18 protein-coding genes are annotated in these 19,577 nt (G+C 66.6%); 15 read left to right on the top strand and 3 right to left on the bottom strand.

What is annotated here, in order from left to right; all coding sequences use genetic code 11:
- The first annotated feature begins 90 nt into the window (after nucleotides 1–90).
- From BJQ90_RS01765 to sucD, 4 genes are all read left to right on the top strand, one after another.
- The gene (locus BJQ90_RS01765) at nucleotides 91–1,392 is read left to right on the top strand and encodes a glycosyltransferase (RefSeq protein WP_226758589.1); all 1,302 of its coding nucleotides are present in this window, start codon (nucleotides 91–93) and stop codon (nucleotides 1,390–1,392) included.
- A 60-nt stretch (nucleotides 1,393–1,452) separates the two neighbouring features.
- Nucleotides 1,453–2,160, top strand: a complete 708-nt coding sequence (locus BJQ90_RS01760) for a hypothetical protein (RefSeq protein WP_226758588.1) — start codon at nucleotides 1,453–1,455, stop codon at nucleotides 2,158–2,160.
- Between the two features lie 224 nt (nucleotides 2,161–2,384).
- Nucleotides 2,385–3,554, top strand: coding sequence for an ADP-forming succinate--CoA ligase subunit beta (gene sucC / locus BJQ90_RS01755; protein ID WP_226758587.1), 1,170 nt, complete (start codon nucleotides 2,385–2,387; stop codon nucleotides 3,552–3,554).
- 12 nt (nucleotides 3,555–3,566) lie between these two features.
- The gene (sucD, locus tag BJQ90_RS01750) at nucleotides 3,567–4,469 is read left to right on the top strand and encodes a succinate--CoA ligase subunit alpha (RefSeq protein WP_226758586.1); all 903 of its coding nucleotides are present in this window, start codon (nucleotides 3,567–3,569) and stop codon (nucleotides 4,467–4,469) included.
- A gap of 183 nt (nucleotides 4,470–4,652) precedes the next feature.
- On the opposite strand, the gene BJQ90_RS01745 is transcribed toward sucD, so the two are convergent.
- Both BJQ90_RS01745 and BJQ90_RS01740 read right to left on the bottom strand, forming a co-directional pair.
- Nucleotides 4,653–5,135, bottom strand: a complete 483-nt coding sequence (locus BJQ90_RS01745) for an SRPBCC family protein (protein WP_226758585.1) — start codon at nucleotides 5,133–5,135, stop codon at nucleotides 4,653–4,655.
- A complete protein-coding gene (locus BJQ90_RS01740) occupies nucleotides 5,132–5,473 on the bottom strand; it encodes an ArsR/SmtB family transcription factor (protein ID WP_226758599.1) in 342 nt (113 codons plus the stop codon). Before BJQ90_RS01740 ends, BJQ90_RS01745 begins: the two co-directional genes overlap by 4 nt.
- Before the next feature lie 287 nt (nucleotides 5,474–5,760).
- Between BJQ90_RS01740 and BJQ90_RS01735 the strand changes: the two genes are divergently transcribed.
- The 9 genes from BJQ90_RS01735 (at nucleotide 5,761) to BJQ90_RS01695 (ending at nucleotide 16,306) form a co-directional block, all read left to right on the top strand.
- Complete coding sequence (locus BJQ90_RS01735; protein WP_226758584.1) at nucleotides 5,761–6,165, top strand: tautomerase family protein; 405 nt, start codon at nucleotides 5,761–5,763, stop codon at nucleotides 6,163–6,165.
- A gap of 260 nt (nucleotides 6,166–6,425) precedes the next feature.
- A complete protein-coding gene (gene iolC / locus BJQ90_RS01730) occupies nucleotides 6,426–7,427 on the top strand; it encodes a 5-dehydro-2-deoxygluconokinase (protein WP_226758583.1) in 1,002 nt (333 codons plus the stop codon).
- Nucleotides 7,424–8,374: a deoxyribose-phosphate aldolase gene (locus BJQ90_RS01725; RefSeq protein ID WP_226758582.1), complete on the top strand. Its 951-nt coding sequence runs from the start codon at nucleotides 7,424–7,426 to the stop codon at nucleotides 8,372–8,374. Before iolC ends, BJQ90_RS01725 begins: the two co-directional genes overlap by 4 nt.
- Nucleotides 8,375–8,413: 39 nt before the next feature.
- Nucleotides 8,414–10,342 (top strand): 3D-(3,5/4)-trihydroxycyclohexane-1,2-dione acylhydrolase (decyclizing), encoded by a 1,929-nt coding sequence (iolD, locus tag BJQ90_RS01720; RefSeq protein WP_226758581.1) that lies wholly within the window; start codon nucleotides 8,414–8,416, stop codon nucleotides 10,340–10,342.
- Nucleotides 10,343–10,390: 48 nt separating this feature from the next.
- Complete coding sequence (locus BJQ90_RS01715) at nucleotides 10,391–11,902, top strand: CoA-acylating methylmalonate-semialdehyde dehydrogenase (RefSeq protein ID WP_226758580.1); 1,512 nt, start codon at nucleotides 10,391–10,393, stop codon at nucleotides 11,900–11,902.
- 31 nt (nucleotides 11,903–11,933) lie between these two features.
- Nucleotides 11,934–12,845 carry a sugar phosphate isomerase/epimerase family protein gene (locus BJQ90_RS01710; RefSeq protein WP_226758579.1) on the top strand — a complete coding sequence of 304 codons (912 nt, stop codon included), beginning with the start codon at nucleotides 11,934–11,936 and terminating at the stop codon, nucleotides 12,843–12,845.
- Between the two features lie 27 nt (nucleotides 12,846–12,872).
- The gene (locus tag BJQ90_RS01705; protein ID WP_226758578.1) at nucleotides 12,873–13,886 is read left to right on the top strand and encodes a Gfo/Idh/MocA family protein; all 1,014 of its coding nucleotides are present in this window, start codon (nucleotides 12,873–12,875) and stop codon (nucleotides 13,884–13,886) included.
- A gap of 85 nt (nucleotides 13,887–13,971) precedes the next feature.
- The gene (locus BJQ90_RS01700; RefSeq protein WP_226758577.1) at nucleotides 13,972–14,844 is read left to right on the top strand and encodes a sugar phosphate isomerase/epimerase family protein; all 873 of its coding nucleotides are present in this window, start codon (nucleotides 13,972–13,974) and stop codon (nucleotides 14,842–14,844) included.
- Nucleotides 14,845–14,854: 10 nt separating this feature from the next.
- Nucleotides 14,855–16,306: a sugar porter family MFS transporter gene (locus tag BJQ90_RS01695; RefSeq protein ID WP_319004586.1), complete on the top strand. Its 1,452-nt coding sequence runs from the start codon at nucleotides 14,855–14,857 to the stop codon at nucleotides 16,304–16,306.
- A gap of 78 nt (nucleotides 16,307–16,384) precedes the next feature.
- Here BJQ90_RS01695 and BJQ90_RS01690 read toward each other — a convergent pair whose 3' ends face one another.
- Nucleotides 16,385–16,834, bottom strand: coding sequence for a MarR family winged helix-turn-helix transcriptional regulator (locus BJQ90_RS01690; RefSeq protein ID WP_226758576.1), 450 nt, complete (start codon nucleotides 16,832–16,834; stop codon nucleotides 16,385–16,387).
- Nucleotides 16,835–17,006: 172 nt separating this feature from the next.
- Between BJQ90_RS01690 and BJQ90_RS01685 the strand changes: the two genes are divergently transcribed.
- Together BJQ90_RS01685 and BJQ90_RS01680 are read left to right on the top strand one after the other, a co-directional pair.
- The gene (locus BJQ90_RS01685) at nucleotides 17,007–18,251 is read left to right on the top strand and encodes an MFS transporter (protein ID WP_226758575.1); all 1,245 of its coding nucleotides are present in this window, start codon (nucleotides 17,007–17,009) and stop codon (nucleotides 18,249–18,251) included.
- 299 nt (nucleotides 18,252–18,550) lie between these two features.
- Nucleotides 18,551–19,546, top strand: a complete 996-nt coding sequence (locus BJQ90_RS01680; RefSeq protein WP_226758574.1) for a substrate-binding domain-containing protein — start codon at nucleotides 18,551–18,553, stop codon at nucleotides 19,544–19,546.
- The last annotated feature ends 31 nt before the right edge of the window (nucleotides 19,547–19,577 follow it).

Raw genomic sequence — 19,577 nt, 5'->3', positions numbered from 1 at the left:
CTGGAATGGCCTGGAAACGTGCCGCGGTGGCCTGATTCTTAGCGCTGAAATGGCCGACTTAAAGTTGACGGAACACAACACTTCAATCCCATGACCGGCATTGGCGTCCGCCTGCAGGACGAGGGCCACGACGTCGGCTGGTATACCGGCCGCACCCTCGCCGGGAAAGTGGGCGAGCTGGGCATCCCGTACTACCCCTTCGACCGCGCGATCGAGCACACTGGGGACAACCTCAACGAGCTCTACCCGCAACGCGCCAAGCTCAAGGGGCCGATGGCCATCCGGTTCGACGGCGAACGGATCTTCGCCGGCAACGTCACCAATTTCTTCGAAGACATCCGGGACGTGCAGCGGCGGTTCCCGTTCGACGTCGTCGTCCTCGACAACACCATGTTTATCCAGCGGCTCGTGGCCGTTGTGCTGGGCAAGCCGGTGGTCAGCGTCGTCCCCATCGGGAACATGGAAAGCGATCCGCTGGTGCCCCCCATGTTCTTCGGGTTCGCCCCGGCGCGGACCCCTGCCCACAGGATCCTCCATGCCGGTGCCCGGCTGGTCTCGGACCAGTTCGTCACCAGACCGGCCCGCATCAGCTACGTCCGGCAACTGCAGAACTACGGACTGCCCGCCGAGCGGGGAAAACCCATCACCGATGAGCCCTACCGGTGGTCGGATGCGGTCATCCAGACGGGCACCGCGTCGCTGGACTTCCCGCGGCGGAACGTCAATCCGAAAGTCCACTATGTCGGCGCCCTGCTGCCACACCGGCCAGGAGCCGAAGCCGGCAGCGCCGCCAGCGCAGGAGCCGCCGCTGCCGAACGACCGGACGTCCGGTGGCCGACGGCGGCCGGGACCTACCGCCGGACCGTCGTCGTCAGCCAGGGAACGGTTGACAACAGGGACCCGGCCAAGCTGATGGTCCCCACCATTGAGGCGCTGAAGGGTACGGATGCCCTCATCATCGTGGCGACCGGCGGTGCGGGCACCGAAGAACTGAGGCGCAGGTATCCGCAGCCCAACGTTGTTGTCGAGGACTACATCGACTTCGCCCGGGTCTTCCCCTTCACCGACGTTTTCGTCACGAACGGCGGGTTCGGCGGGGTGCTGCTGAGCCTTTCGCACGGGGTTCCGCTCGTGACGGCGGGACTCAACGAGGGCAAGAATGATGTCAATGCCCGGGTGGCGTACGCCGGCGTCGGCGTGAACCTCAAGACCGAGAGGCCCAGCGCCGCAGCCATCCGTTCCGCCGTCGACACCGTGCTGGGCGATCCGTCCTGGCGTGCACGGGCGCAGGCGATGGGCGGACAGTTCGAGGCGGAGGACAGCGTCGGCGCCGCCGTCGAGGTCATCAAAGCCGCCGTCGCCTCCGGTGGGACACCGGTCACCGGAGCCTGAGGCTGGCCGTCGCACGGCCGTCGGCGCCGGCGGGGCACCGAGTGCGTCCCTGCAGGCATAATGGAGCCCATGCGACGGACACTTCTGGGGATCCTGGCCGCCTTCCTCCTGCTGGCGTCCACGGCGTGCACCATCACGCAGAAGGACCCGGACTATGTTCCACCCGCACCGTTGCCTGCCCTCGAGCAGCTCAGCCTGGCGCCCGTCGTCGACCCCGCGAAGTACGCGGTGGGCCAAGACCTGCTCAGCTTTGTCACCGCGGACCGGAACGTGGTCTGCTCCCTGACCTCGGCCAGAGGCGAGCACGTGAACCTGCCCTATGAGCAGAACGGCTATTCGGACTCCGCCAACAACAAGCTGGCGACCGTCCCCGTGGCGCACTGCGAACTCGCGGCCTACCCCCCGCCGGCGGCGAAGGACATCGCGGACGACTGCGGCGGCACCGGTCTGGGCTACCTTGGCGGTGCGGCGCTGCTCACACCGGACACCGCCCGCTATGGCGAATGCCGCTCCGGTGTCACAGAGCAGGAAGCGGAATCCGGGTCCAAGGGGAGCCGGACCGGCCCGATATCGCTACTGCCGGTCCTCGACGAGGGCCAGAACCTGGAGCGTAACGGCTTGCGCTGCTCGGCCTACAACGGCGGGGTCGCCTGCGGAAACGTCTCCGCCGGCGTCGCTTTCTTTGTCTCGCGGGACCATTACGAACTGATCTCCGACGCTGGAAAACGGGCCTCCCAGCCTGCTGCAGAGGCCCCAAAAACCCCGTAATCTAGCGGTTTTTCTACGCTCCATAGAATAGTGTCCTTACTCACATAACGGGTACTCTGGAACGGGCCGGTCCCCAGAAAGGACTAGAGTTCCGAAAGGAGCATTGCGCCGTGTGGCTCGTTTCCAAGCTAGTCGCAAGGTGCGTTTATTCCGCAGCCCGGTAACCGCGATAACGTGGGGTCCGGCTGTACAGAAACTACTTCGACGTAGAAGGACACTAAACCGTGGACCTGTTTGAATACCAGGCGCGCGATATGTTCGAGGCGCACGGTGTACCCGTGCTTGCTGGCATCGTGGCGCACACCCCTGAAGAAGCAAAGGCAGCTGCCGAGAAAATTGGCGGCGTAACTGTCGTCAAGGCACAGGTCAAGGCCGGAGGCCGCGGCAAGGCCGGCGGCGTCAAGGTCGCCAAGACCGCCGACGAGGCTTTTGAACACTCCACCAACATCCTCGGCATGGACATCAAGGGTCACACCGTCCACCGCGTAATGATCGCCCAGGGCGCGGACATCGCCGAGGAATACTACTTCTCCGTCCTTCTGGACCGGGCCAACCGCAACTACCTGGCCATGTGCTCGGTTGAAGGCGGCATGGAAATCGAGCAGCTCGCCGTTGAGCGTCCCGAGGCCCTTGCCAAGATCGCAATCGACCCGGCCGTCGGCATCGACCAGGCCAAGGCCGACGAAATCGTTGCCGCGGCGGGCTTCGCCGAGGAACTGCGCGGCAAGGTCGCCAGCGTAATCCTGAAGCTGTGGGACGTTTTCAAGAAGGAAGACGCTACCCTCGTGGAGGTCAACCCGCTGGTCCTGACCGGCGCCGGTGACATCGTTGCCCTCGACGGCAAGGTCTCCCTGGACGAGAACGCCGACTTCCGGCACCCCAAGCACGCCACCCTTGAAGACAAGGACGCTGCTGACCCGCTCGAGGCCAAGGCCAAGGCGCAGGACCTCAACTACGTCAAGCTGGACGGCTCCGTCGGCATCATCGGTAACGGTGCAGGCCTGGTCATGTCCACCCTCGACGTTGTTGCCTACGCCGGCGAAAACCACGGCAACGTCAAGCCCGCCAACTTCCTGGACATCGGCGGTGGAGCGTCCGCCGAGGTCATGGCAGCAGGCCTCGACGTCATCCTGGGCGACCCGCAGGTCAAGTCCGTCTTCGTCAACGTCTTCGGCGGCATCACCGCCTGTGACGCCGTTGCCAAGGGCATCGTCGGTGCACTGGCCGAGCTGGGCCACTCCGCGAACAAGCCGCTGGTAGTCCGCCTCGACGGCAACAACGTTGAGGAAGGCCGCCGCATCCTGGCCGAGGCCAACCACCCGCTGGTTACTCTGGCCGCCACCATGGACGAGGGCGCCGACAAGGCCGCCGAGCTCGCCAACGCAGCGAAGTAAAGGGACCCGACTATGTCTATTTATCTGAACAAGGACTCCAAGGTCATCGTCCAGGGCATCACCGGCGGCGAAGGCACCAAGCACACCGCCCTGATGCTGAAGGCCGGCACCAACGTTGTTGGCGGCGTCAACGCCCGCAAGGCCGGCACCACGGTCCTGCACGGCGACAAGGAGATCACCGTCTTCGGCACCGTCAAGGAAGCCATGGCCGAAACCGGCGCTGACGTCTCCATCGTCTTCGTGCCGCCGGCCTTCACCAAGGACGCCGTCGTTGAGGCCATCGAGGCCGGCATTGGCTTGGTCGTCGTCATCACCGAAGGCGTGCCGGTCCAGGACTCCGCCGAGTTCTGGGCACTGGCGCAGTCCAAGGTCGACGCCAACGGAAAGCAGGTCACCCGCATCATTGGACCGAACTGCCCCGGCATCATCACCCCGGGTGAGGCCCTCGTCGGCATCACCCCGGCCAACATCACGGGCAAGGGCCCGATCGGCCTCGTCTCCAAGTCAGGCACCCTGACCTACCAGATGATGTACGAACTGCGCGACCTGGGCTTCTCCACCGCCATCGGCATCGGCGGCGACCCGGTCATCGGCACCACCCACATCGATGCTCTCGAAGCCTTCGAAGCTGACCCCGAGACCAAGGCGATCGTTATGATCGGCGAAATCGGCGGCGACGCCGAAGAACGTGCCGCTGACTACATCAAGGCACACGTCACGAAGCCGGTTGTTGGCTACGTGGCCGGTTTCACCGCTCCGGAAGGCAAGACCATGGGCCACGCAGGCGCCATTGTCTCGGGTTCCGCGGGCACCGCCCAGGCCAAGAAAGAAGCTCTTGAGGCCGCCGGCGTCAAGGTCGGCAAGACGCCGTCCGAGACCGCCAAGCTTCTGCGCGAAGTCTTCGCCACCCTCTAGGCTCCCAGCACCACCAAACAACGCGGGGTCACTTCCGGCCCGTCCCACACCTTGGGATGGACCCGAAGTGACCCCGCGTTGCTGTTTAAGTACGACGGCGGCAGGTCCCCCTCTTCGGGGAGGGGGACCTGCCGCCGTCGTACTTTGCTGGCCGCCTGCGCCGCCGTCCGCGTGCGCGGCGGGTCAAACTTTCGCGCCGGCGAGGAGTTCCTCGAGCCGCTCGTACCCTTCGGACACCCCGCCCTCCATGCCGGACTGGGCCATACCGTCGCGCGCCTCCATGCTGGGATAGACCGCGTGTGCCGTGAGCCTGGTGCGGCCGCCGCCAAGATCCTCGAAGGTCAGGAATTCGATGCTGACCACGTCAGGGTAGCCGTCGAACTCGAAGGTCTGGATGGCGAAATCGTTTTCCCGGACGGTGTGGAAGAGGCCGTTGAAGCCGTAGCGGGCGCCGTCCGGCGCGATGTGGGTGTAGCGGTAGCTGCCGCCGGTGCGGAAATCGTAGTGGTCGAGGTCCATCGTCATCCTCCGTGGCCCGAGCCACTGGGCGATGAGTTCGGGTTCCTTGTGGGCCCGGAAGACCTCGGAGACGGGGAAATCGAACTCTCGCTCAAAGTCGATGAAGGGCAGCCCCTCCGGGACACTGAGTTTCAGGGCGTTGGTCATGATGAGTCCTTTGCCTGCGTGCCGCGTGCCGCGGCGTTTGAGTGGAGCACAGCATCAAGGCTGCGGAACTGCCCCTCGCGGACCAGCCGGTACTGGTCGATCCATGCGGTGAGCGCCTCCAGCCGTGCGGGGTTCAGGTGGACGGGCCGGCGCTGGGCATCACGGGTGCGCGTGACCAGCTGGGCCTGCTCGAGGACCTGGATGTGTTTCGAGACCGCCTGCTTGGTGATCGCGAAAGGTTCCGCCAGTTCATTCACGGTGGCCGGACCCCGGCTGAGCCGGGAGATGATGCGGCGACGGACCGGGTCGGCCAGGGCGAGAAACGCCGCGTCGAGCATGCCGTCGTCGCGTTCTTCCACTGGGTGGCCCACCTCCTCGTCGCGGATTCGGTTATCCAGCTGCTGACCAATGAACTAATCAACCGATACATTGATCAACCTTTAGGTTGTTAACGCTACTCCCGGCTGCGGGCCTGCGCAATAGCCCAACGCGGGGTCACTTATCGCCCATCCGCCCCCTCGGGATGGGCGCGATGTGACCCCGCGTTGGTTTGGTGGGGGTGGTGCTTGCGCCGTCTTCGTGCAGCTTGTTAGTATGTCAGGACAAACTACTGAAGGAGCAGCGAGTGCCTCTCGTGCGAATCGATGTCAATCAGGGCCGGAGTCCCGAACAGCTCCGGGCGCTCAGCCAAAGCATCCACGAAGCCGTCCTGGCCGAATACGGCATTCCGGAGCGCGACTACTTCCACGTCCTGACCGAGCATCCGCAGGGCCAGATCATCGCCCAGGACGCCGGCCTCGGATTTGAGCGGACCCCGGACGTGGTGATGATCCAGATCTTCACCCAGGCCGGGCGCAGCCAGGAGGCGAAGCAGTCGCTCTTTGCTGCGGTCGCCGCCAATCTGGAGGCTGCGGGGATTGCCGGCGAGGACGTGTTTATCGGGTATGTCGAGAACTCGGCGGGCGACTGGTCCTTCGGTTTTGGCCGGGCCCAGTACGTCACCGGCGAACTCGGCGTCCCCGGCAACTAGCCGCAGGGTCCGGCCGGACCTCGCCGGAAGCGTCGCCGGACCTCGCCGAAAGCCGCCCTGGCCCCCCATCGGGGCGGCCACGTGGCGGGGCCAATTCGGCACTCTGTGTCACGTTGTAAATATGTCAGTACAAACCTTTGACAGTACATGGATTCTAAGGCAAAGTAGTGGATGTGGCCCGGCTCACGCCAGCCCGCCAAGCTCCGAAGCTCAGGCTGTGTAAAGGTACAGAGTTCACACCAGAAAGGTCCACGATCACCGTGACCCACGAACTGCTCACGATCGGGCGCATCAGCGTTGATATCTACCCGAACGACATCGGGGTGGATCTGGAGGATGTCACGTCCTTCGGAAAATACCTGGGCGGCTCCCCGTCCAACGTCGCCGTGGCCGCTGCCCGCCATGGCCGCCGCACCGCCGTCATCACCCGCACCGGCGACGACGCCTTCGGCAAATACCTGCACCGCGAACTGCGCAAGTTCAACGTCGACGACTCCTTTGTCACCGCCGTCAAGGAATGGCCCACCGCCGTCACGTTCTGCGCGATCAAGCCGCCGGAGGACTTCCCGCTCTACTTCTACGGACGCTTCCCCACGGCACCCGACCTGCAGATCAAGGCCGAGGAACTGGACCTGGACGCCATCCGCGACGCCGGCATCTTCTGGTCCACCGTCACCGGCCTCTGCCAGGCACCCAGCCGCACCGCGCACCTCAAAGCCCACGAGGCCCGGCCCCGCACCGGGCTGAAGCCGGGCCAGTACACCATCCTGGACCTCGACTACCGGCCGATGTTCTGGGCCTCCGAAGAAGAAGCCCGGGAACAGGTCGCCAAAATCCTCCCGCACGTCACCGTGGCGATCGGCAACGACAAGGAATGCGCCGTCGCCGTCGGCGAAGGCACCCCGGACGAGCAGGCGGACCGGCTGCTCGCGGCCGGCGTCGAAATCGCCGTCGTGAAGCTCGGCCCCGAAGGCGTGATGGCGAAGACCCGCACCGAACGCGTCGTGTCCGCTCCCGTCCCGGTGGAAACCGTCAACGGCCTCGGCGCCGGAGACTCCTTCGGCGGGGCCTTCTGCCACGGGCTGCTCTCCGGCTGGCCGCTCGCCCAGGTCCTCGACTTCGCCAACGCCGCCGGCGCGCTGGTCGCGTCCCGGCTCTCCTGCGCCGACGCCATGCCGACGCCGGACGAGGTCACCACGCTGCTCGCCGAACGGGGCCGGCTGGTACCCGGAACCTACTCCACCGAAGGAGCAACCCTGTGAGCCTCAATCCCGCCTCCGCCTCCGCCGCGGTGGACGATGATCCCCGCCGTTACGAGCACCTGAGCACCATCCGGCTCGAAGACCCGGACGCGATCGCCCGCGCCGCGAAGGCGCGCCGCCGCCACCCCGGCCCCAAAGCCGGCAAACAAAACTTCATTGTCGCTGCCGACCACCCGGCCCGCGGTGCCCTCGCGGTCGGCAACGACCCCGTGGCCATGGCCGACCGCCGCCAGCTCCTGGACCGGCTCCGGATCGCGCTCGCCAACCCGGACGTGGACGGCGTCCTCGCCTCCCCGGACATCATGGACGACCTGCTGCTGCTCGGGGCGCTGGACGGCAAGCTCATCTTCGGCTCGATGAACCGCGGCGGCCTCTCCGGCCTCGTCAACGAGCTCGATGACCGCTTCACCGGCCACACGGCCGCGGCCCTGGAAGCGCTGGGCGCCGACGGCGGCAAGATGCTCACCCGCATCTGCCTCAGCGACCCGGACACCGTGGCCACCCTGGAAGCCACCGCCAAAGCCATCGACTCCCTCGCCGAACGCAAGCTCATCGCCATGGTGGAACCCTTCCTCTCCGTCCGGGAAAACGGCAGGATCCGCAACGACCTCTCGACCAACGCGGTCATCAAGTCCGTCGCGATCGCCGAGGGCCTGGGCTCCACCAGCGCCTACACCTGGATGAAACTCCCGGTCGTGGCCGAAATGGAACGCGTCATGGCGGCCACCACGATGCCCACCGTGCTCCTCGGCGGCGACCCGGACAGCAGCCAGGACGACGTCTTTGCGAGCTGGGAGGCAGCCCTCGCGCTGCCCGGCGTCCAGGGACTGACCGTCGGCCGGACCCTGCTCTACCCGCACGACGGCGACGTCGCCGGCGCCGTGGCGACCGCGGCGACACTGCTGCACCACACCGAATCCACCCGCACCGCAGAAGCATCGGAGTAACTTCCCATGGCAACGAGAACTGCCCCAGGAACACGCAGAATGACGGTCGCCCAGGCCGTCGTCGAATACCTGTCCAAGCAGTACACCGTCGATTCGATCGGCGGCCAGGACTACCGCGAGCGGCTGATCCCAGGCACCTTCGGGATCTTCGGCCACGGCAATGTTGCCGGCGTCGGCCAGGCCCTCAAGCAGTACCAGCAGCTCGATCCGACGATCATGCCGTATTACCAGGGCCGCAACGAACAGGCCCAGGCGCACCAGGCCGTCGGCTACGCCCGCCACACCCGCCGCCGGCAGACCTTCGCGATCAGCACCTCGATCGGCCCGGGCTCCTCGAACCTGCTCACCGGCGCGGCCCTGGCCACCACCAACCGGCTGCCCGTGCTCCTGCTGCCCAGCGACACCTTCGCCACCCGCGCCGCGGACCCCGTCCTGCAGCAACTCGAACAGCCCCACGGCTACGACATCACGGTCAACGACGCCTTCCGTCCGCTGTCCAAGTTCTTCGACCGGGTGACCCGGCCCGAGCAGCTGTTCTCCGCGTTCCACCACGGGCTCCGCGTGCTCACCGACCCGGCCGAGACCGGCGCCGTCACCATCTCGCTGCCCCAGGACGTGCAGGCCGAGGCGTTCGACGTGCCCGAGGAATTCCTCGCCGAACGCGAATGGCGGATCCGCCGCCCCGACGCCGACGACGAGGACATCCGCCGCGCCGCCGAGGCCATCCGCGCCGCCAAGCGCCCGCTCATCATCGCCGGCGGCGGCGTCCTCTACGCCTACGCCAACGAGGAACTCGCGAAGTTCGTCGACCTGACCGGCATCCCGGTGGGCAACACCCAGGCCGGCGTCGGCGTCCTGCCCTGGGACCACAAGTTCTCCCTCGGCGCCATCGGCTCCACCGGCACGACGGCGGCCAACGCCATCGCCGCCGACGCGGACCTGATCATCGGCATCGGCACCCGCTACGAGGACTTCACCACCGCATCCCGGACCGCGTTCCAGAACCCGGGCGTGTTGTTCATCAACATCAACGTCGCCGCGATCGACGCCTACAAGCACGGCACCTCGCTTCCGATCGTCGCCGACGCCCGCAAGGCGCTGGTCAAGCTCAACCAGGCCCTGGGCGGCTACCGGATCGGCGCGGACCTGGAGCAGCAGATCGCTGCCGAGAAGACCCGCTGGGACGCCACCGTCGACGAGGCCTTCAACACCCGCTTCACCCCGCTGCCGGCCCAGAACGAGATCATCGGCGCCACGCACCGGGCCATGGACGCGGCGGACGTGGTCATCTGCGCCGCCGGTTCCCTCCCGGGCGACCTGCACAAGATGTGGCGCGTCCGGGACCCGTTCGGCTACCACGTCGAATACGCCTACTCCTGCATGGGCTACGAAATCCCCGGCGGCCTCGGCGTCAAGCGCGCGGCGCTGGCCGAAGCCGCGAAGGGCGGCGCGCAGCGCGACGTCGTCGTGATGGTGGGCGACGGTTCCTACCTCATGATGCACACCGAACTCGTCACCGCCGTCGCCGAACGGATCAAACTGATCGTGGTCCTGATCCAGAACCACGGCTACGCCTCGATCGGCTCGCTCTCCGAGTCCCTCGGCTCCCAGCGCTTCGGCACCCAGTACCGGGCCCTGGACGAGGAGCACCACAGCTTCGACGACGGCGACCGGCTCCCGGTGGACCTGGCCCTGAACGCCGAAAGCCTCGGCGTGAAAGTGATCCGGATCGAACCGGGGGAGAAGGTCATCGCCGAACTCGAACAGGCCGTCCGGGACGCCAAGGCGGCCCCCGAGCGCGGCGGCCCGATCCTCATCCACGTCGAATCCGACCCGCTGCTGGACGCCCCCAGCTCCGAGTCCTGGTGGGACGTCCCGGTCTCCCAGGTCTCCGAGCTCGACTCCACCAAGCAGGCCTTCCAGACCTACATCGACCACAAGAGCCACCAGCGCAAGCTGCTCGGCTGACCCCGGCCCCCTGAGCCACCCAGCATCCAAACCCCCAAGGACATTCTGATGACCACCCTCACCACCACCAAGACCATCCACCACTTCATCAACGGCGCCGAAACCGCAGGCGCCGGGGACCGCACCCAGCCCGTCTACAACCCGGCCACCGGCGCCGTCACCGCAGAGCTGCGGCTGGCCAACCGGGCGGACCTGGACGCCACCGTCGCCGCCGCCCGCGCCGCGGCCGACAGCTGGGGCGACTTCTCCCTCGCCAAGCGCACCGCCGTATTGTTCAAGTTCCGTGAGCTCGTCGCGGCCCATGTGGACGACCTCGCCGAGCTGATCACCGCCGAGCACGGCAAGGTCCTCTCCGACGCCAAGGGCGAAATCGGCCGGGGCCTGGAGGTCATCGAGTTCGCCTGCGGCATCCCCACCCTGCTCAAGGGCGACTACTCGGATCAGGTCTCCACCGGGATCGACGTGTTCTCCTTCCGCGAGCCGCTCGGCGTCGTCGCCGGCATCACGCCGTTCAACTTCCCAGTCATGGTGCCGCTGTGGATGGCGCCGATGGCGATCGCCACCGGGAACGCTTTCATCCTCAAGCCCTCCGAACGTGATCCCTCCGCCTCGATGCTGCTGGCCAAGCTGTGGAAGGACGCGGGACTGCCCGACGGCGTCTTCCAGGTCCTGCACGGCGACAAGGAAACCGTCGAAGGCCTCCTGACCCACCCGGACGTCGACGGCATCTCCTTCGTCGGCTCCACCCCGATCGCCAAGTACGTCCACGAGACCGCCACCGCCCACGGCAAGCGCGTCCAGGCCCTCGGCGGCGCGAAGAACCACGCCATCGTCATGCCCGACGCCGACCTCGACAACGCCGCCGACCACCTCGCCGCCGCCGCCTTCGGCTCCGCCGGGGAGCGCTGCATGGCCATCTCGGTCGCCGTCGCCGTCGGTGACGCCGCGGACGTGCTGGTCGACAAGGTCCGGGAACGCGCCCTCGCCGTCAAGGTCAACAACGGCACCGCGCCCGACGCCGAAATGGGCCCGGTCATCACCCCGGCCTCCAAGGAACGCATTGTCCGGATCGTCACCGAAGCCGAAACCGCCGGCGCCGCCATGGTGGTGGACGGCCGCGACCTCGTCGTCCCCGGCCACGAGGACGGCTTCTGGGTCGGCCCCACCGTCCTGGACCACGTTAAGACCGAAATGACCGCTTACAGCGAGGAAATCTTCGGACCTGTCCTCGTGGTGGTCCGGGTTGAGGACCTCGACGCCGGCATCGCCCTGATCAACGCCAACCCCTACGGCAACGGCACCGCCATTTTCACCTCCTCCGGCGCCAACGCCCGCAAGTTCCAGCGCTCCGTCACCGTGGGGATGATCGGCATCAACGTGCCGCTGCCCGTGCCGGTGGCACACCACTCCTTCGGCGGCTGGAAGGCCTCGCTCTTCGGCGACAAGCACATCTACGGCCCCGAAGGCGTCTCCTTCTACACCCGCGGCAAGGTGGTCACCTCCCGCTGGCCGGAGCCGACGCACGCCTCCGGCGCCTCCTACAACTTCCCGTCCAACTAATCCCGGCCCGAACAAGAAAGACAACGCTGTCATGACTGAGAACAAGCTGATCATCGGCACCGCGCCGGACTCCTGGGGCGTCTGGTTTGCCGATGACCCCAAGCAGACCCCCTGGGAACGCTTCCTGGACGAGGTGGCCGAATCCGGCTACAAGTGGATCGAGCTGGGCCCCTACGGCTACCTGCCCACCGACCCCGCCCGGCTCGCCGAGGAGCTCAAGGCCCGCGATCTGAAGATCTCGGCCGGCACCGTGTTCACCGCCTTCCACCGCGGCCTGGACCAGTGGGAATCCGCCTGGGAACCGGCCCGCAAGGTCGCCGAACTCACCGCCGCGATGGGCGGCGAACACATCGTGGTCATCCCCGCGATGTGGCGCGACGACGTCACCGGCGAAGCGGTGGAAAGCGGCCAGCTCACCGAGAAGGCCTGGGCCGACCTCTTTGCCGGGCACAACCGCCTCGGCAAGACCCTGCTGGAGGACTTTGGTTTGAAGCAGCAGTTCCACTCGCACGCCGATTCGCATGTCGGTGCGCAGGAGGACATCGAGACCCTGCTCGCCGCCACGGACGGCAAGTACCTCAACCTGTGCCTGGACACCGGCCACGCCGAATACTGCGGTGCCTCCAGCCTGGAGCTGATCAAGAACTACCCGGACCGGATCGGCTACCTGCACCTCAAGCAGATCAACCCGGACATCCTCAGGAAGGTCAATGCGGAGAACATGACCTGGGCCGCCGCCAACCTGGCCGGCGTGATGACCGAACCGCCGAACGGGCTGCCGGACCTGCGCGCCGTCATCGAGGCCGTCGAGGCGCTGAACCGGCCGATCTTTGGCATTGTGGAACAGGACATGTACCCCGTCGCGTTCGACGTCCCGATGCCGATCGCCAAGCGCACCCGCAACTACCTGCTCTCCTGCGGCTCCCGCACCGCCGTCAACTAGACGTCAACTAGAACTGAGGACAAGACCATGACCAAGACCCTCCGCGTAGCTGTCATTGGCGCCGGCCGTATGGGCGCAGACCACATCCAGCGGCTCAACACCCGCATCCACGGTGCGGAAGTTGCCGCCGTCGTCGACGTCGACCTCGCCCGCGCCCAGGCCGCTATCGAAGGCATCCCGGGCGCCGTCGCCCTCGCCGATGCCGACGAGGCCCTCAACAACGGCGACGTCAACGCCGTCCTGATCGCCACCCCCGGCTTCCTGCACGAGGAGATCCTGCTCAAGGCAATCGCCAAGGACATCCCGATCCTCTGCGAGAAGCCGCTCACGCCGGATGCCGGGTCGGCCTGGAAAATCGTCCAGGCCGAGGAAAAGCTCGGCCACCAGCGCATCCAGGTCGGCTTCATGCGCCGCTTCGACGCCGAATACGCCGCCCTCGGCAAGATCATCCGCGACTCCGAGCTCGGCGAGCTGCTCATGCTGCACCACCAGCACCGCAACCCGACCACCCCGCCGGGCTTTACCAACGAGATGCTGATCAACGACTCCGTGGTGCACGAATTCGACGCGATCCGCTACTTCACCGGCGAGGAAATCACCTCCGTCCAGGTCCGCCTCGGCAAGGCCACCCGGAACGCCCCCGCCGGCCAGCACGACCCGCAGCACGTTCTGCTCGAAACCGAATCCGGCGTCCTGGCCGACGTCGAGATCTACGTCAACGCCAAGTTCGGCTACGAAGTGGCCACCCAGGCCTCCTTCGAGGACGGCATCGTCAGCATCGGCGGGGACAAGGGCCCCTACACCCGCAGCAACGGACACTGGGGCGGCAACGTCACCCCCGGCTTCGAGGAGCGCTTCGGCGCCGCCTACGACGTCGAAATCCAGTCCTGGGTCGACGCCGCCCTGCGCGGTGAAATCGGCGGCCCGACCGCCTGGGACGGGTACGCCACCGCCGCCTGCTGCGAGGCAGGCGTCGAGGCGCAGAAGAACGGTCAAAAGGTCACCGTGAAGCTGAACGCCAAGCCCGACCTCTACCGCTAGGAAGAACGGGAAGGGGGCCACGGCCTCCTTTCCGTTCCCTCCGGTCCCACGCACAGCCTGACTGATCCACCATGGAGTGTTCCTCGTGAAAATCGCGCTTGATCCAACGCCCTTCCACCACTCGCACAGCCTGCTTGAGTTTCCCCGGGTGGTGGCGGACCTCGGCTACAAGTACATGCAGATGACCCCGCACGCCGATCTCATCCCGTTCTACAATCACCCGAAGGCCGATGACGAACTGGTGGGCCAGCTCAAGGCGGCCAGCAAGGACGCCGGGATCGAAATCGCCTCAGTCCTGCCGGTGCTGCGCTGGTCCGGCCCGGATGAGGATGCCCGCGAGGCGGCCGTCCGGTACTGGAAACGTGCCATCCAGATCGCCGTGGACCTCGGCGTCAGCACCATGAACACCGAATTCAGCGGACGCCCGGAAAAAGCCGAGGAATCCGAGCGCGCGTTCTACCGCTCCATGGAGGAACTGCTGCCGATCATCGAACGCGAAGGCATCGACCTGCTGATCGACCCGCACCCGGATGACTTCGTCGAGGAGGGCCTGGCCGCGATCCGGGTGATCCGCGGCCTGAACTCCAAGAACGTCGGCCTGGTCTACGTCGCCTCCCACAGTTTCCACATGCAGAACGCGCCGCTGGACATCATGCGCGCCGCGGGGGACAAGCTCCGCCTGGTCCACGTCGCCGACACCATGGACCACCACGCATCCCACGGGCTGCGTTACATCACCAACCCGCCCGGCAACCCGGTCCGGGTGCACCAGCACCTGAAAATCGGCGACGGCGACGTCAACTGGGACGAGTTCTTCGGCGGTCTCCAGGAAATCGGCTTCCTCGACCGCGAGGACACCGTCATGGTCTCCAGCGTTTTCGCCGAGGACGACGACGCCGCCGAGGTCTCCCGCTACCAGCTGGACATGATGAACACCTACATCGAAAAAGCCCGGTAGCGGCCGCCCTATGCAGAGAGTAGAAACCACACTCACCAGTCCTTCGGCCCGCACCGGGGGCGGCCCCGCCGGTGCCCTCGCGAATCCCAAGGGGTTCATGCGGCGGGTCGCGCTGTTCTCGACCTTCGGCGGCCTGCTCTTCGGCTACGACACCGGTGTCATCAACGGGGCACTGCCGTTCATGCAGCGTGACCTTGGGCTGACGCCGCTGACCGAGGGCCTGGTCACATCGACCCTGCTGTTCGGCGCGGCCTTCGGTGCCATCACTGCCGGCCGGCTCTCCGACCGGTTCGGCCGCCGCAAGACGATCATGGCGCTGGCCCTCATCTTCGCCGTCGCCACCATCGCCTGTTCCCTTGCCCCCACGACGGAGTTGCTGGTCGCGGCCCGGACCGTCCTGGGCCTGGCAGTCGGCGGGGCCTCGGTGATCGTGCCCGTGTACCTCGCGGAAATGTCGCCGGCAGCCCAGCGCGGGCGGATCGTCACGCAGAACGAACTCATGATCGTCACCGGCCAGTTCCTGGCGTTTACGTTCAATGCCGTCCTGGGTAACGCCTTCCCCGAGGCCTCCCACGTGTGGCGCTGGATGCTGGTCATCGCAACCCTGCCCGCCGTCCTGCTCTGGTTCGGAATGCTGGTCCTGCCCGAAAGCCCCCGCTGGCTGGCCTCGGCCGGACGCTTCGGCGAGGTGCTCGAGGTCCTGCGCAAGACCCGCGCCCCGGCCGACGTCTCCACGGAATTCGATGAAGTGCGGCAGGCTGCCCGGGAAGACTATCAATCCAGGCTCGGAACCTTCCGCGACCTCACCGTGCCGTGGATCCGCAGGATCTTTGTGGTGGGCCTGGGCATGGCGGTCATCAACCAGATCAGCGGGGTCAACGCCATCATGTACTACGGCACCTCGATCCTCTCCAGCTCCGGCTTCGGGGATAAGGGCGCCCTGCTCGCCAACGTGGTCAACGGGGTCACCTCCGTGGCCGCCGTCATTGTCGGCATGTCCCTGATGACCCGGGTGCGCCGAAAATCCATGCTGGTGGCCGGCCTCGCCGGTACGTCATCCTCGCTGCTGGCCATTGGCCTGATTTCGATGCTGATCCCGGCAAGCACCCTCCGGGGCTGTCTGGTGCTGCTGTTCATGGTGACGTTCCTGGCGTCCATGCAGTCCTGCATCGGCACAGTGACGTGGCTGACGATGTCCGAAATTTTCCCGCTGCACGTCCGCGGGATCGGCATGGGCATCTGCGTGTTCGTGCTGTGGATGATCAACTTCCTGATCGGATTCTTCTTCCCGCAAATGGTCGCCTGGATCGGCGTCTCCATGACGTTCTTCATCTTCGTGGCGATGCAGCTGGCAGCGATCGTCTGGGTGAAACGGGTGGTCCCGGAAACCAAGGACAAGAGCCTGGAAGACCTGGAGCACTACTTCAAGAGCGCGGCCGCCAAGCAGCCCGTCACCGCGTAGGCTTTCCAACACAAAGCCCTGCCCCGCGATCCAACGCGGGGCAGGGCTTTGTCCGTGCCCGGAAGCCGGGCGGCGTCGCTAGACGTGCGCGTGCAGCGTCGGGAGCGCGTCCACCAGGGGCGCCAGCTCCGGAACCTCCCGTGCCTCGGCCAGCGCCCGCTCCAGTGTGGCGTCATGGCTGGGCCGGGCCTCCTCCAGCAGCTTGATGCCGCTCGCCGTCAGCTCGGTGTAGATTCCCCGGCGGTCATCGGCGCACAGGATCCGGGTCAGCAGCCCCCGGTCCTCGAGGCGGTTGACCAGGCGCGTGGTGGCGCTGGCGCTCAACGCGGTGGCGCGGGCCAGTTGCTGCATCCGCATATGCCAGCCGTCCTGGCGGCTCAGCGCGTCCAGCACGGTGTACTCCACGACGGACAGCTGCGCCACCGCCTGCAATGCGCGCTCCAGCTCGGCCTCGATCAGCCCGTGCAGGGCCGCCAGGGTCCGCCAGCCTTGCGCCCGGACCTCGACGGCGTCGTCCTTGATGCCCATCAGTTCTTCCCTTCAGATCAGCCTGCCCGCCCCCCAAATATCCAGGAACACCGGCAGTCCACGATTTAGTTGCTTGCGCGGCATAGTTGCTTGTGCAACAATAAATAACGCGTCTGCAACTAATAGCTTACGCTTCGCATTTCTTTCCGTACAGTTTTGAAGGAGCACCTCCATGCCTATTGGCCTGATAGCACTCGCCCTCGGCGGCTTCGGGATCGGACTCACGGAGTTCGTCATCATGGGCCTGCTGCCCGAAGTGGCCGCGGACTTCCAGGTCAGTGAGGCCACGGCGGGCTGGCTCATCTCCGGCTACGCGCTCGCCGTCGTCGTCGGGGCCCTGCTCCTGACCGCCGCCGTGACGCGCTTCGAGCGCAAACCGGTGCTCGCCGTGCTGATGGTGCTGTTTATTGCCGGCAATCTGGTCTCCGCCATCGCACCCGGCTACGCGCTGATGATGACCGGCCGCATCATCGCGGCGCTCGCGCACGGCGCCTTCTTCGGCATCGGCGCAGTCGTTGCGGCCAGTATGGTCGCCCCCACCAAAAAGGCCGGGGCAATCGCGATCATGTTCACCGGGCTCACGGCCGCCAACGTGCTGGGCGTGCCGTTCGGCACGATGCTGGGCCAGGCCGCCGGCTGGCGGTCCACCTTCTGGGCGATCACGGGCATCGGTGTGCTCGCGCTGGTCGGCATTCTCACGCTGGTGCCGAAAACCGGTGCGGGAGAGGCGGCCGCGGGCGGGCTCCGCGGGGAGCTCCGCGCCTTCCGTTCCGGACAGGTCTGGCTCTCCATCCTGGTCACCATCCTCGGCTACGGCGGCATGTTCGGCGCCTTCACCTACATCGCCTTCACGCTCACCGAGGTCACCGGGTTCTCGGCCTCCACCGTGCCGTGGCTGCTCATCCTGTTCGGCGTGGGCCTTTTCATCGGGAACACCGTGGGCGGCAAAGCGGCAGACCGGAACGTGGACCGTACCCTGCTGGTGGCGCTCGCCGCCCTGGTGGTTGTCCTGGTGGCCTTCGCGCTCACCGCCGGCAGCCAGCCGATGACCATCGCCTCCATGGTGCTGCTGGGCGGCTTCGGCTTCGCCACGGTCCCCGGGCTGCAGATGCGCGTCATGAAGTACGCCACGACGGCGCCCACCCTGGCGTCCGGCGCCAACATCGGCGCCTTCAATGTGGGCAACGCCCTGGGCGCGTGGATGGGCGGCGTGACCATCACCGCCGGGCTCGGCTACACCTCGCCCATCTGGGCCGGCGCCGGAATCACGCTGCTGGGCCTGGGCGTTATGGTCTTTGCGGCAGCCGCTGCGAAGCGGCACGGCACCGGACGGGCCCCGCGCCCCGGCGTCGCCTCCGGAACCGACGCCGGCCGCGCGGACGGCGAGCGGGAGAGTGTGGATCTCCAGCGGGCCTAGCGGCCCCGGTCGCGGCGCGGCCACGGCGGCGATGACAGCGACAACAGCGACGACAACAACAGCGACGACGACGGCGGCCCTGGGCCTGCCGCCGTCGTCGTTTTCGGCTGTGCCGCGGGGCGCGGAACCGCCGTCAATCCGACGATTCTTTACGCGTACAACCTGATTAGTTACGTGATTACATCCTAATGTCAGGACAAAGTATTGACATGCGTGAGCTAAGTCACCATGATCGAGGTAGGCATTATTCCGGCGGCTGCAAGGTAGCAGCCCGGAGCTGAGATCAAAGGAGATTCACGGTGGCTAAATTTTCCTGGCGCAAGGCAACCCTGGTAGCAGCGGTTGTCCCGATGCTGGCACTGAGTGCATGTTCAAGCACCGGCGGCAAGCCCGCAGACTCCGGCAACGCCGCCGGCGGCGGCCAGGCCGCTTCGACCGCCCGCATCAAGGTCGCCCTCATTACCCACGCCGCGGCGGGCGACACCTTCTGGGACATCGTCCGCAAGGGCGCCGAGGAGGCGTCTGCGAAGGACAACGTTGAGCTGCTGTACACGTCCGATCCCGAAGCCGGCCGGCAGGCCCAGCTGATCCAGCAGGCCATCGACCAGAAGGTCGACGGCATCGCGGTCACGCTCGCCAAGCCCGAAGCCCTCAAAGACGCACTGAAGAAGGCCACCGACGCCGGCATCCCCGTCGTAAGCCTCAACGCCGGTGAGAGTGTTTCGACGCAGTTGGGAGCGTTCACCCACTTCGGTTCCAACGAGCAGCTCGCAGGCCAGGCCGTGGGCGCCAGGCTCGCGGCAGAGGGCTACAAGCACCCGGTCTGCGTGATCCAGGAGCAAGGCCACGTCGGCCTTGAAGCCCGTTGTGCAGGCGTCAAGGCCAAGGTGCCCGGGGCGGAAATCCTTTACGTCGACGGCAAGGACATGACCGCCGTGCAGTCCACCGCCACCGCCAAGCTCCAGGCTACCAAGGACGCCGACGTGATCATCGGCCTGGGTGCCCCCATCACCCTCACGCTCCTCAAGTCCGTCACGGACGCCGGCAGCTCAGCCAAGGTTGCAAGCTTCGACCTGAACGCGGATCTCGCGCAGAAGATCGTCGACGGCGCTGTTCTTTTCACCGTGGACCAGCAGCCGTGGCTGCAGGGCTACATGTCCATTGACGCGCTCTGGCAGAACAAGCGCGGCGGCTTCAAGCTGGGCGGCGGCCAGTCGGTCCTCACCGGCCCGAGCATCGTCGACAAGAGCAACGCGGCTGATGTCCTGAAGTTCGCCCAGCAGGGCATCCGCTAACAGTCCGCTGGCCGGGCCGGTTCACGCCGGC

The organism is Arthrobacter sp. SO3 (assembly GCF_020532825.1).
Taxonomy (GTDB): Bacteria; Actinomycetota; Actinomycetes; order Actinomycetales; family Micrococcaceae; genus Arthrobacter.
Note: the sequence above shows the minus strand (reverse complement) of the source record. Positions and strands in the feature narration are given on the sequence as shown.

Bases quoted from the DNA above. Each gene is read 5' to 3' on its own strand.
- BJQ90_RS01765 (WP_226758589.1), top strand. From the start codon at position 91: ATGACCGGCATTGGCGTCCGCCTGCAGGACGAGGGCCACGACGTCGGC.
- BJQ90_RS01760 (WP_226758588.1), top strand. From the start codon at position 1,453: ATGGAGCCCATGCGACGGACACTTCTGGGGATCCTGGCCGCCTTCCTC.
- sucD (WP_226758586.1), top strand. From the start codon at position 3,567: ATGTCTATTTATCTGAACAAGGACTCCAAGGTCATCGTCCAGGGCATC.
- BJQ90_RS01745 (WP_226758585.1), bottom strand. From the start codon at position 5,135: ATGACCAACGCCCTGAAACTCAGTGTCCCGGAGGGGCTGCCCTTCATC.
- BJQ90_RS01740 (WP_226758599.1), bottom strand. From the start codon at position 5,473: ATGCTCGACGCGGCGTTTCTCGCCCTGGCCGACCCGGTCCGTCGCCGC.
- iolD (WP_226758581.1), top strand. From the start codon at position 8,414: ATGACGGTCGCCCAGGCCGTCGTCGAATACCTGTCCAAGCAGTACACC.
- BJQ90_RS01715 (WP_226758580.1), top strand. From the start codon at position 10,391: ATGACCACCCTCACCACCACCAAGACCATCCACCACTTCATCAACGGC.
- BJQ90_RS01710 (WP_226758579.1), top strand. From the start codon at position 11,934: ATGACTGAGAACAAGCTGATCATCGGCACCGCGCCGGACTCCTGGGGC.
- BJQ90_RS01705 (WP_226758578.1), top strand. From the start codon at position 12,873: ATGACCAAGACCCTCCGCGTAGCTGTCATTGGCGCCGGCCGTATGGGC.
- BJQ90_RS01695 (WP_319004586.1), top strand. From the start codon at position 14,855: ATGCAGAGAGTAGAAACCACACTCACCAGTCCTTCGGCCCGCACCGGG.
- BJQ90_RS01690 (WP_226758576.1), bottom strand. From the start codon at position 16,834: ATGGGCATCAAGGACGACGCCGTCGAGGTCCGGGCGCAAGGCTGGCGG.
- BJQ90_RS01685 (WP_226758575.1), top strand. From the start codon at position 17,007: ATGCCTATTGGCCTGATAGCACTCGCCCTCGGCGGCTTCGGGATCGGA.